At 68.6% G+C, this 12,726-nt stretch carries 5 protein-coding genes; all 5 read left to right on the top strand.

From position 1 onward, the window contains the following. Positions 1–373 (top strand): LysR substrate-binding domain-containing protein (locus AC0V2Y_RS15655; protein ID WP_475415800.1); only part of this gene is annotated, 373 nt, incomplete at its 5' end. A 143-nt stretch (positions 374–516) separates the two neighbouring features. After that, positions 517–3,543, top strand: a complete 3,027-nt coding sequence (locus tag AC0V2Y_RS15650) for a CHASE domain-containing protein (RefSeq protein WP_475415801.1) — start codon at positions 517–519, stop codon at positions 3,541–3,543. 75 nt (positions 3,544–3,618) lie between these two features. After that, positions 3,619–7,038, top strand: a complete 3,420-nt coding sequence (gene recC / locus AC0V2Y_RS15645; protein ID WP_475415802.1) for an exodeoxyribonuclease V subunit gamma — start codon at positions 3,619–3,621, stop codon at positions 7,036–7,038. After that, positions 7,035–10,697, top strand: a complete 3,663-nt coding sequence (gene recB / locus AC0V2Y_RS15640) for an exodeoxyribonuclease V subunit beta (protein WP_475415803.1) — start codon at positions 7,035–7,037, stop codon at positions 10,695–10,697. Before recC ends, recB begins: the two co-directional genes overlap by 4 nt. Next, the gene (gene recD / locus AC0V2Y_RS15635; protein WP_475415804.1) at positions 10,687–12,645 is read left to right on the top strand and encodes an exodeoxyribonuclease V subunit alpha; all 1,959 of its coding nucleotides are present in this window, start codon (positions 10,687–10,689) and stop codon (positions 12,643–12,645) included. The genes recB and recD overlap by 11 nt, the downstream gene beginning before the upstream one ends. Positions 12,646–12,726: the final 81 nt, after the last annotated feature.

The raw sequence follows: 12,726 nt of genomic DNA, 5'->3' as shown, positions 1-12,726 counted from the left end.
GGCGCGGCGCGGCACGCCGCGCCAGGCGCAGGACTTGCACGGCCACGATTGCCTCGCTTACCGCCTGGCCGACAGTCCCGGCGTCTGGCAGCTGGCCGGGCCGGAAGGGGCGAGCAGCATCGTCCTGCCCGTGCGCTTTTCCGCAGACAACAGCCTGCTGCTGGCCGATATGCTGGTGGCGGGCATCGGCGTGGGCGCGCTGCCGTCGTTCGTCGCCGCGCCGCTGCTGGCCAGCGGCGCCCTGGTGCGTGTGCTGCCGTCGCACGGCATGGCCAGACGCGGCGTGTATGCCCTGATGCCCGATGGGCGCCACGTGCAGGAAAAGGTGCGCGCCTTTTGCGACTTCCTGGCCAGGGCGCTGCAGGGGGCCTAGGCGTGCGGTGTTTTCCAGTACAACCATCCTGCGCGCTTTTTTTCTTCCACAAGCGCGACGGGCATGAGCTTTGATAGTATCCTCGTGCTTGCTGGGTGGCCGGAGCGCCGCACATTCGAGGAAACCGGAATAAGCGATCGACAATGCACACTTTGAGCAAGGGCGGGGCGGGATCAGGCGTCAGAATCTGGGCAGGGGGCCTGCTGCTGGCGTTGGCGGTGGGCGGCGCCCTGTACGCGGGCGCGGCGCGCACGGTCAATGACGACGCCGAACAGCGTTTCGACAATCTCACGCATGGCGCCCAGCATAGCCTGATCACACGCGTAAAAAGCTATTCCGACCTGCTGCGCGGCCTCGAAGCCCTGTTCCGCACCAGCGAGCATCTGACGCGCCGCCAGTTCCACGATTACGTGACCGGCCTCGATATCGCGCGCCAGTTCCCGGCCATCGAATCGGTCAACTATGCGGTGGCGCTGACGCAGGCGCAACGCGCGGCCTATGTCGCCGACGTGCGCCGCGACACCAGCCTGGCGCCGCGCGGCTATCCCGCTTTCACCATCCGTCCGCCCGGCGAGCGGGCGGAATACACGGTGCTCACTTACCTTGAACCCGATTCCCTGCTGGGCGAACGCATGGGCGTCGATATCGGCGCCAACCCGCTGGTGGCGCAGTCCCTGGCGCAGGCGCGCGACAGCGGCGAGGTCAGCGCGTCGGGGCAGGTGATCATGATCAAGGGGCCGCCCGCGCATATCGGCCTGGGCATGCGCCTGCCCGTGTACCGCAACGGCATGCCGCAGGGCAGCGTGGCCGAGCGCCGCGCCGCCTACCAGGGCTCCGTGGGCATCGGCTTCGGCGTGGCGCAGCTGGTGCACAGCGCGCTCGAACGCAGCGCCCTGGAACCGCTGCACCTGACCCTGTACAGCGCGGCCGACCCGTTGCCGGCCGGCGGGGGCCTGGCCATCACGCCGCAGGACCGCCTGCTGTTCAACGATGACGGCGACCTGGCGGCGCCGCCGCCACAACCTGGCAGCGATGCCGACTATTTCGACCAGGTGCTGCCCGTCGCTTACCAGGGCGGCCTGTGGAAAGCCCATTTCCGCGTGCGCAAGGCGGAGCTGTACAGCCCCTTCGACCGCTATTTTCCATGGCTGGCGCTGGGCGTGGGCGTGGCCGGCACGCTGCTTATTTATGGCTATATCTTTACCCTGTACCGGTCGCGCCGCAACGCGGTGGCGCAGCGCACCCTGCTCGATACGGTGCTCGACAGCGTCGACGCCTACGTCTACATGAAGGATGCCGACCTGCGCTACCGCTATGTGAATGCGCGCACGGCGAAGATACTGGGCCGTCCGGCGGAGCAGCTGATCGGCCGCCAGGACGGCGAGCTGATGCTCGGCGATGCGGCCGCCGCTGCGCAGCTGACCGAGCGCCAGGTCTTCGACAGCGGCGCCAAGTTCGTCGGCGAGGAGCGCTTCGTCGATGCGCAGGGCCAGGTGCATCACCTGTGGAGCGTGAAGGTGCCGCTGGGCCTGCCCGGTCCCGTCACGGGCCTGATCGGCCTGTCCACCGACGTGACGGAACTGCACCGTCTGAAGGAGCAGGCCGACGCGGCCAGCCAGGCCAAGAGCGACTTCCTGTCGAACATGAGCCATGAAATCCGCACGCCGATGAACAGCATCATCGGCATGGCGCACCTGGCCCTGAAATCGGTGGCCGACGCGCGCCAGCGCGACTACCTGCAGAAAATCTTCCATTCGGGCCAGCACTTGCTGGGCCTGATCAACGACATCCTCGATTTTTCCAAGATCGAGGCGGGCAAGCTGGAGCTGGAGGTGCTGGACTTCCGTCTCGACACCCTGCTGGCGAACATCGCCAGCCAGCTGGGCGACGCGGCCGCCGTCAAGGGCCTGGCGCTGCAGTTCGATATCGCGCCGGAGCTGCCGCAGCGCTGGCGCGGCGACCCGCTGCGCCTGGAGCAGGTCTTGCTGAACCTGACCAGCAACGCCATCAAGTTTTCCGACAATGGCAGCATCTTCGTGCGCGTGCGCCAGTCCGAGGAGCGCGCCAGCCACGCCATGCTGCGCTTCGAAGTGCAGGACCGGGGCATCGGCATGAACCAGGAAGAGGTGGCGCAGCTGTTCCGCTCCTTCCACCAGGCCGACCCGTCGACCACGCGCAAGTATGGCGGCAGCGGCCTGGGGCTGGTGATCAGCAAGCAGCTGGTGGAACTCATGGGCGGCAAGGTGGGCGTGTACAGCCAGCCGGGCCTGGGCAGCACCTTCTGGTTCACGGCGCGTCTGGAAAAAAGCGCGCAGGGGGCCGACGAGCGCATCGCCGAAGTCGAGCCGGAAGTACTGGGGGTGATCCGCGGCGCCTCCATCCTGCTGGTGGAAGACAACATCTTCAGCCAGCAGGTGGGCTGCGAGCTGCTGGAAGACGCGGGCGCCACCGTCTGCGTCGCCTGCAATGGCCGCGAGGCGCTGGAATTGCTGGCACGCCAGCGCTACGACTGCGTGCTGATGGACGTGCAGATGCCGGAGATGGACGGCTTCGAGGCGACGCGCCGCATCCGTGCCGACCCGCGGCTTGCCGGCCTGCTGGTGATCGCCATGACGGCCAACGCGGGCAGCGAAGACCGCGCCCGCTGCCTGGCGGCTGGCATGGATGAATTCGTGACCAAGCCGATCGCCCCGAACCTGCTGTTTCACCTGCTGGCGAAATGGTTCCGGCTGCGTGGCGGCATCGGCGGCATCAGCCGCGACAGGCTGGCGGCGCTGACGAAGGCGCCGCCGGCGGGCGCCGCGCCGGAGTTGCGCGACACGGCCATCCTCGACCTGGCCACCCTGGCGCTCACCTTCAGCAATGATGCCGTGAAGATGCGCAAGTACACCCAGCTGTTTCTCGATACGGCGCGCGACGGCATCGCCGAAATGGAGCAAGCCCTGGCGCTGGAAGACCTGGGGCGCCTGGCCGACCTGGGACACCGCAGCAAATCGTCGGCGCTGGCCGTGGGTGCCCATGCCTTCGCGGGCCTGTGCACGTCGATCGAGGGCTTGCGCCTGGGCGGCGACCTGCAGCAGGCGCGCGGCTTGCTGACGGCGCTCGGGCCGGCGCTGACGCAGGTGGCGGAACAAATTTCCATGGAATTTGCCGCCAGCGACGCCCCTTGACGCAAGCAGCGGCGATAATATGCCTTTGACGTCTCCAGCCACCCGGCCGGAGGCGCGGCAACCCATCGGATCAGCATGCAAACACCCGTCACGCCCGGCCTACTCATCCTGCACGGCAACCAGCTGGAGCAGCTGCGCGCCGCCGTCTTCCAGTGGCTGCGCAGCCACCCGCTGGCGCCGCTGGAAACCGACATCTTCCTGGTGCAGTCGAACGGCGTGGCCGAATGGCTGAAGATCGCGCTGGCCGAGGAGATGGGGGTGTGCGCCGCCACGCGCATCGCCTTGCCGGCGCGCCTGCTGTGGGAAAGCTACCGGGGCATGCTGGGCCGCGAGCGCGTCCCGCGCGTGTCGCCGTTCGATAAGTCCCCGCTGACCTGGCGTTTGATGCGGCTGTTGCCGTCGCTGCTGGCCGACCCCGTGTTTGCGCCGCTGCGCTACTTCCTGGCCGATGGCGATAGCGAACGCCGGCTGCAGCTGGCCGAGCGCCTGGCCGACCTGTTCGACCAGTACCAGGTCTACCGCGCCGACTGGCTGGCCGACTGGGCGGCCGGGCGCGACCAGTTGCGCACGGCGCGCGGCGAGTCCATCGTCTTGAAGGAGGACCAGCGCTGGCAGGCGCAGTTGTGGCGCGCCGTGGGCCAGGACGTCGAACCGTTCGAGCGCGACACGGGCCGCGCCGACATCCACGACGCCTTCCTGGCGGCGATCGCCGCCGGCGATGCGCCGGCTGGCAAGCTGCCGCGCAGGGTGGTGCTGTTCGGCGTGTCGGCCTTGCCGTACCAGACCTTGCAGGCGCTCGCCGCGCTGGCGCGCCACACGCAGGTGCTGCTGGCCGTGCCCAATCCATGCCAGTTCTACTGGGGCGACATCATCGACGGGCGCGACTTGCTGCGCGCGGAAAACAAGCGCCAGCGCCAGCGCAACGGCACCGACCTGGCGCACATTCCGCTGGAAGAACTGCATGCGCACAGCCATCCGCTGCTGGCCAGCTGGGGCAGGCAAGGGCGCGATTTCATCCGCATGCTCGACGAATTCGACGAACACGCGCAAGCCGAGGGGCGCGACGACAGCCTGCGCATCGACCTGTTTGGCGAGGAAACGGGCGAAACGCTGCTGCAGCAGGTGCAGGTGGCCATCCGCGAACTGCGCCCGCTGGCCGAACATGAGCAAACGCCGCCCGGCGCCGGCGACCGCTCGATCGAATTTCACGTGGCGCACAGCGTGCAGCGCGAAGTGGAAGTGCTGCACGACCAGCTGCTGGCCATGTTCGCGCACAGCGCCGAGACGGGCTTGCGTCCGCGCGACGTGGTCGTGATGGTGCCCGACATCGATACCTTTACGGCCGCCATCCACGCCGTCTTCGGCCAGTACCGGCGCAGCGACGAGCGTTTCATCCCGTTCGAGATCGGCGACGTGAAGGACCGCAGCGTCAATCCGCTGCTCGTCGCGCTCGAGTGGCTGCTGCAGCTGCCGCAGCAGCGCTGCCGCCAGAGCGAGGTGCGCGACCTGCTCGACGTGCCCGCGCTGGCGGCCCGCTTTGGCCTGCAGCCGGACGACCTGGTCACGCTGGGCGCCTGGATCGAGGGAGCCGGCGTGCGCTGGGGCCTGGACCAGCATCACCGCAGCGGCCTGGGACTGGGCGCGGCCGGGGAACAGAATGCGTGGATCTTCGGCGTGCGGCGCATGCTGCTCGGTTACGCCAGCGGCATTGGCGCCAGCTTTGGCGGCATCGAGCCGTATGCGGAAGTGGGCGGCCTCGATGCGGCGCTGGCCGGCTCGCTGGCGCAGCTGGTCGAGGCGCTGCTGCACTGGCGCACCGTGCTGGCCGGCGCCTGCACGCCCGCCGAGTGGGGCGCGCAGGCGCGCGCGCTGCTGGCGGCCTTTTTCGATGCCGACGACGAGGGCGACCGCCTGACCCTGGCGCAGCTCGAGGGCGCCTTGCAGGGCTGGCTGGAAACCTGCGAGCATGCGGGCTTTGTCGAGCAGGTGCCGCTGTCCGTGCTGCGCGTCGCATGGCTGGGCGCGCTGGATGAGCCGACCCTGAACCACCAATTCGTCTCCGGCGGCGTGACCTTCTGCACCCTGATGCCGATGCGCGCCGTGCCGTTTCGCGTGGTCTGCCTGCTGGGCATGAACGATGGCGACTTCCCGCGCCGCGCGCAGAAGGCCGATTTCGACTTGCTGGCGCTGCCCGGCATGGCGCGCCCGGGCGACCGCTCGCGCCGCGACGACGACCGCTACCTGATGCTCGAAGCCTTGCTGGCCGCGCGCGACAAGCTGTACGTGAGCTGGGTGGGGCGCAATGTGCGCGACAATTCCGAGCAGCCGCCGTCCGTGCTGGTGTCGCAGCTGCGCGATTACCTGGCCGCCGGCTGGTCGCTGGACCGGCACCTGGCATCGCTGACCACCGAGCACGCGCTGCAGCCGTTCAGCCGCCGCTATTTCGAGGCCGATGGCTTGCTGACCTATGCGCGCGAATGGCGCGTAGTCCATACCGATGCCGATGCGCAGGCCGCCGCGCTGCCGCTGGGGCCTTACGAACTCGATCCCGGCACGCGTCTGAAGCTGGGCGAGCTGGCCAGCTTCTTGCGCCAGCCCGTCAAGTACTTCTTTCGCCGCCGCTTGAGCGTGTATTTCGCCGACGCGGCCATGCTGGGCGAGGATGAGGAGCCGTTCGGCCTGAATGCGCTCGAGCGCTACCTGCTGGAAGACACCATGCTGGACGACGGCGGCGCCGTGGAAGATATCGGCGACGTGCGCGCCAGCCTGGAGGCGCGCGCGGCACGCCTGGCGCGCGAAGGCGTGCTGCCCATCGGCCTGATCGGCCGGCAGGTGCAGGCGCAGCTGGTCGAGGCGCTGGTGCCCGTGCGTAGCGCGTGGCTGTCCTTGCGCGCCTCGTTCCCGCTGGCGGCCGACAAGCGCGCCATCAACTTGCCCTTCGGCGAGGTGCAGATCGACGACTGGCTCGACAGATTGTGCAGCAACGGGCAGGAGACGGCCTGGCTGATGCAGATTTCCTCGAAGGTGACGGACAAGAACGGCCTGGCGCGCGGCGACAAGCTGATGCTGATGTGGCTGCGCCAGCTGGCCGCCGCCGCCCTCGGCTTTCCCGTCATCGGCTACCTGGTGGCGCGCGACGCCATCGTCAGCATGGCGCCGCTCGATCCGGCCGGTTCGCGCGACGCGCTGGCCACCCTGCTGGCGCTGTGGCGCGAAGGCATGAACCATCCGCTGCCCACGGCGTGCAAGACGGGGCTGGCGCTGGTGCAGCAGGGCGACCCGCGCGCCGTCTACGATGGCGGCTTCGAGATGTCGGGCGAGCGCGAAGAGCTGTGCCTGGCGCGCCTGTGGCCCGAGTTTTCCGCGCTGGCCGCGGAGGAAGCGTGGGAAGACTGCTCGCGCGAGCTGTATGGCCCGCTGGCCGACTGGCTGCAGCAACACATCACGATCGACCCGATCAGCGCGCCCGATGATGGCGCGGGAGAAGAACCATGACGAGCCACCTGCTCAACCCCCTGGCGTTTCCGCTGCACGGCTCGCGCCTGATCGAGGCCTCGGCCGGCACCGGCAAGACCTGGACCATCGCCGCGCTGTACGTGCGCCTCGTGCTGGGACACGGCGACGACGACAGCCGCTTTACGCGCCCGCTGCTGCCGGCCGACATCCTCGTGATGACGTTTACGCGCGCGGCCACGCGCGAATTGTCGAACCGCGTGCGCGAGCGCCTGATCGAGGCGGCCGCGTATTTTCGCCACGAATCCGGCGGCAGCGACCCGTTCCTCGACGCCCTGCTCGAGTCCTGTCCGGACGAGAGCGAACGGCAAAAGGCCGCGCACCGGCTGATGCTGGCCGCCGAGACGATGGATGAAGCGGCCATCTTCACCATCGACGCCTGGTGCCAGCGCATGCTGCGCGAGCACGCGTTCGACAGCGGCAGCCTGTTCGACGAGGAACTGGTCAGCGACGAGCAAGCCCTGTTCGAGGATGCCGCCCACGATTACTGGCGCCAGCAAGTCTACCCCTTGCCGCCGCAGGCGCTCGACGTGCTGCTGGCCTGCTGGCCCGACGTGGCAGCGCTGAAGAAGGGCGCGCGCGAGCTGGCGCGCCGCGCCGACATCATGGGCATGGCGGACGAAGAACCGTTGTCCACCCTGATCGCGCGCGAACAGCGGGCGCTGGCCGCGCAGCTGGCCACCCTGAAGGCGGGCTGGGTCGAGCGCGTGGACCAGATGGCCGCCTGGATCAACGACCACCGCGCCGTCAATCCCAAGTGTTTTAACGGCGTCAAGATGAAGCCGGAGAACCTGGCGAAGTGGTTCGACGGCTTGCGCCGCTGGGCGCAGGATCCGCTCCTGCTGCTGCCCGCCATCACGGCCAAGGCCTGGGAGCGCCTGACGCCGTTCGGCATCGAGGATGCGTTTGCCAAGAGTTTCACGGCCCAGGTGCCCGAGTGCTTCGAGCATACGGAAGCGCTGGGGATCGCCCTGGCGGCCATCACGCCGCTGGCGCATAAGCTGCACCTGCATGCGGCGGCGGCCATCGCGCGGCGCATGGATCAGTTGAAGCGCCAGTCGCGCCAGTTCGGCTTTGCCGATATGCTGCAGCGCCTGCACGACGCGCTGGCCGGCGAAAATGGCGCGGCGCTGCGCCAGCGCATCGTCGACCAGTATCCGCTGGCGATGGTCGATGAATTCCAGGATACGGCGCCCGCGCAGTACCAGATCTTCAATTTGTTGTACCGCATCGCCGACAACGATCCTGCGCTGGGCCTGTTCCTGATCGGCGATCCGAAGCAGTCGATCTACGGTTTTCGCGGCGCCGACATCCAGAGCTACCTGGCGGCGCGGCGCGCCACTGCGGGCCGCCACTATCAGCTGGGCACCAACTACCGCTCGACGGCGCCGCTGGTGGCGGCCGTCAACCAGCTGTTCCTGCACGCCGAGCGCGACGAGGTGCCGGCTGGCGCCTTCCGCTACCGCAAAAACGGCGAGAATCCGCTGCCGTTCGAGGCCGTCGACGCCAAGGGGCGCGACGAGTACCTGGTGAACGCGGGCGGCCCGCTGCCGGCCCTGCTGGCCGCCTGCGCCAGCGATGAAGGGCTGCGCGGCGACGGCTACCGCGAGTATTTCGCGCAGCACTGCGCGGAGCACATCGTCGCCATGCTGGGCGATGCGCAAGCGGGTTTCGACGGCCCCGACGGTTTTATCCGCCTGCAGCCGGCCGACGTCGCCGTCCTCGTGCGCGACCGCAAGGAAGCGGCGGCCATCCGCCGCGCGCTGGCGCGCCGCCGGGTCGCCAGCGTCTACCTGTCCGACAAGGATTCCGTCGTCGACAGCGAGGAGGCGCAGGACGTGCTGCGCTGGCTGGCGGCGCTGGCCAACCCGCTCGACGGGGGGCTGGCGCGCGCCGCCTTTGCCACGCGCACCATCGGCCTGTCACTGGGCGAGCTGGCGCGCCTGTCGAGCGACGAGCTGGAATGGGAACGCCGGGTCGAACAATTGAAGGCATTGCACCTGATCTGGCAGCGCCAGGGCGTGCTGGCCATGCTGCGCCGCTTCATCCACGAACTGCAGCTGCCCGCCATGCTGCTGCAGCAGACGGGCGGCGAACGGCGCCTGACGAATCTGCTGCACCTGGCCGAACTGCTGCAATCGGCCAGCCGCCAGCTTGATGGCGAACAGGCGCTGATACGCTGGCTGGCCGAGCAGATCGCCGGCGAAGGCGAAAACGGCGACGAGCGCGTGCTGCGCCTGGAAAGCGACGCGGAGCTGGTCAAGGTCATCACCGTGCACAAGTCCAAGGGCCTCGAATACCCGCTCGTGTATCTGCCGTTCGCCGTCACGGCGCGCAAGGTGGACAAACGCAACCGCAGCTTCTTCGAGTATGCGGATGAAAAAGGCGAGCGCCGCCTCGACCTGTCGCTGTCCGACGAGGCCATGGCCTTTGTGGAAGAGGCGCGCATCGAGGAAGACTTGCGCCTGCTGTACGTGGCCCTGACGCGCGCGCGCCACTTCCTGTGGCTGGGCGTGGCCGCCCAGGCGGCGCGCAAGGCGGGCGAGAACACCCTGCACGAGTCGGCGCTCGGCTACCTGCTGACGGGCGGCGACAAGCTGCCGGCGGAGCAGCTGCTGCTGCGCTGGCAGCAGGTGGCGGGCAGCTGCGACGCCATCTATGTGACTGCCCTGACGCAACCCGGCGCCTGCACGGTGCTCGATCGCATCGAGCGCCGGCCCGAGCTGCGCCCCGCGCCCGTGTTCGCGGGCGAGTTCGAGCGCGACTGGTCGGTGGGCAGTTTTACCTCGCTGACGCGCCAGATCGGCGCCGTGGCGGCCGCGCACGTGCCGCAGCGGGCGCTGGAAGAGACCTTGCTGGAAGATGGCACGGCCGTGGCCGTGGCCGCGCCGACGCCAACGGGCGACGCGCCCTGGCACCGTTTCCCGCGCGGTTCCGTGCCCGGCAATTTCCTGCACGAGCAGCTCGAGTGGATGGGCAGCGAAGGCTTTGACGGCGTCCACGATGCCAATTTCGACACCCGCCTGGCCGCGCGCTGCGAACGGGCTGGCTGGGGTCACCGCCAGGAAGACGCCATCGCCTGGCTCAGGGAAATCGCCGTCACGCCGCTGCCGCTGCTCGATGCCTCGCTGTCGCAGCTGGACAGTACCCTCTCCGAGATGGAGTTCTGGTTCCCCAGCGAGCATTTGTCCACCGAGGCGCTGGACAGACTGTGCACGCGGCTGCTGCTCGATGGCGCGCCGCGCCCCGCGCTGCCACGGCGCCAGCTGCACGGCATGCTGAAAGGCTTTGCCGACCTGGTCATCGAACGGGAGGGGCGCTACTGGGTGCTCGACTACAAGTCGAACGCGCTGGGACCCAACGACGCCGCCTATCACACGCAGGCGCTGGCGGCCGGCATGGCGCAGCACCGCTACGATATCCAGGGCGCCATCTACATGCTGGCCCTGCACCGGCTGCTGAAAAGCCGGCTTGGCGATACCTACGACCCGGCCGAACACCTGGGCGGCGCCATCTTCCTGTTCCTGCGCGGCATAGCGAATGCGGACACGCACGGCTGCTACTGGCTGGCGCCGCAGCTGGAACTGCTGGACGGCCTCGATCAACTGTTGTCAGAAGAAGCGGAACATCATGCAGCATAGTGAGCAAATGAATGCCTTGTTCAGCCACGTCGACGGCGTCGCCGGGGACGGCCATCTGCGCCGCCTGAGTGCCGCCTTCGCCCGCTTCATCGCCAGCCTGGACGGGGAGGCGCCGCATGCGCCCGCCGTCGCCGTGGCCTGCGTGGTGCTGTCCGAGCTGGAAGGGCGGGGCCACAGCTGTTTGATGCTGGCCGACCTGGCGGGCGAACCGTCGCAGCTGCTGGGCTGGAGCGAGGAATTGTGGCACGCCGTGCTGGCCGTTGCCGGCCCGCTGCCGGACAGCGCCGCCGGCTGGCATGTGCTGCTGGCCGGCGCGCCGCAGGTGTGGCGGGTGGGTGCGCCAGACGTGAAACAGCCGCTGGTGCTCGACGGCGACCGTTTGTACCTGCGCCGCTACTGGCGCGACGAGACACTGGTCGGTGAAAAGATCGCCATGCGCGCGCAGGCTTTGACCAATCCGCCGCTGGCGCAGGTGCGGCAATGGCTCGACATCCTGTTCGACCAGCCCACGCAGGACGGTGGGCCGGACTGGCAAAAGGTGGCGTGCGCCGTCGCCTTGCGCGGCAAGGCGGCCATCATCACGGGCGGCCCGGGGACGGGCAAGACCTATACGGTGGCCAGTTTGCTGACCTTGCTGTTTGCCGTCTCGCCGCAACCGGAGCAGCTGCGCATCGCGCTGGCCGCGCCGACGGGCAAGGCCGCCGCGCGATTAAAACAGTCGATCGACAAGGCCTTGAGCGGCCTGGCGGAAAAGGTCGGGAAAGCCTTGCCGTTGCTGGAACTGGCGCGGCGCATGGGCGCGGCGCGCACCTTGCATAGCTTGCTGGGCGCGCGGCCCGATACGCGCGCCTTTGCCCACCACGCGGGCAATCCGCTCGACGTGGACGTGTTGATCGTCGATGAAGCGTCGATGGTGCACCTGGAAATGATGGCCTCCGTACTCGACGCCTTGCCGCCCACGGCGATATTGATCCTGCTGGGTGACAAGGACCAGCTGGCATCGGTGGAGGCGGGCGCCGTGCTGGGCGACTTGTGCCACGACGCGCAGACGGGCGGCTACACGGGGGACACCATCGCGTATGCGCAGGCGGCCAGCGGCGTGGCCATTCCCGCGCAGTTTGCGGGGAGCGCCGGCGCGCTGGCGCAGCAGACGGTGATGCTGCGCCATAGCCACCGTTTCAGCGGCCCGATCGGCGAGCTGGCGCTGGCCGTGAATGCCGGCAGGCCGGACCTGGCCAAGGCGTGCTTCGCCGCCGACAGCGGCGGCCAGCTGGCGTGGAGCGTGCCGGCGCAGCAGGAAGACGTGCTGCGCCTGGCCTTGCGCGGACGTCTTGATGCGCCGGGCGGCTACCAGCCCTACCTGGCGCTGGTGAATGCTGGCGGCGAAGCTTATGCGCAGCATGACGACTGGGTGCGCGCCGTGCTGCACGCTTTTGAAGCGTTCCGCATCCTGTGCGCCGTGCGCGAAGGCGAGTGGGGCGTGGCGGGCTTGAACACGGCCATCGAGCTGCGGCTGGAAAAGGAAGGGCTGATACGCCGCAGCGAGTGGTATGTGGGCCGTCCCGTGATGGTCACGCGCAACGATTACGGCACGGGCGTGTTCAATGGCGACATCGGCCTGACCCTGCGCGACCCTGCGCGGCCCGGTTCCCTGCGCGTGTACTTCCTGGAAGGGGACAATGTGCGCAGCGTGCTGGCCACGCGCTTGCGCCACGTGGAAACGGCGTTCGCCATGACCGTGCATAAATCGCAGGGCTCGGAATTCCGCCACACGGTGCTGGTGCTGCCGCAGGAAGGCGGCGCCATGCTGGCGCGCGAACTGGTCTACACGGGCATCACGCGCGCGCGCGACTTCTTTACCCTGGTCTCGCCCACGCAGGCCGTGCTGTTCGACGCGATCCTGCGCCGCACGCAGCGCGCCAGCGGCTTGAGAGGATTGATCGGCTGATGGCTTGATGGGGTTCGACGCGTTTCCTTACGGAAATATATGTGTCGTATTCCGAATATTGACGATAATTGTTCCGTTTTT

The organism is Janthinobacterium sp. BHSEK (genome assembly GCF_056174685.1).
Note: the sequence above shows the minus strand (reverse complement) of the source record. Positions and strands in the feature narration are given on the sequence as shown.

Bases quoted from the DNA above. Each gene is read 5' to 3' on its own strand.
- AC0V2Y_RS15650 (WP_475415801.1), top strand. From the start codon at position 517: ATGCACACTTTGAGCAAGGGCGGGGCGGGATCAGGCGTCAGAATCTGG.
- recC (WP_475415802.1), top strand. From the start codon at position 3,619: ATGCAAACACCCGTCACGCCCGGCCTACTCATCCTGCACGGCAACCAG.
- recB (WP_475415803.1), top strand. From the start codon at position 7,035: ATGACGAGCCACCTGCTCAACCCCCTGGCGTTTCCGCTGCACGGCTCG.
- recD (WP_475415804.1), top strand. From the start codon at position 10,687: ATGCAGCATAGTGAGCAAATGAATGCCTTGTTCAGCCACGTCGACGGC.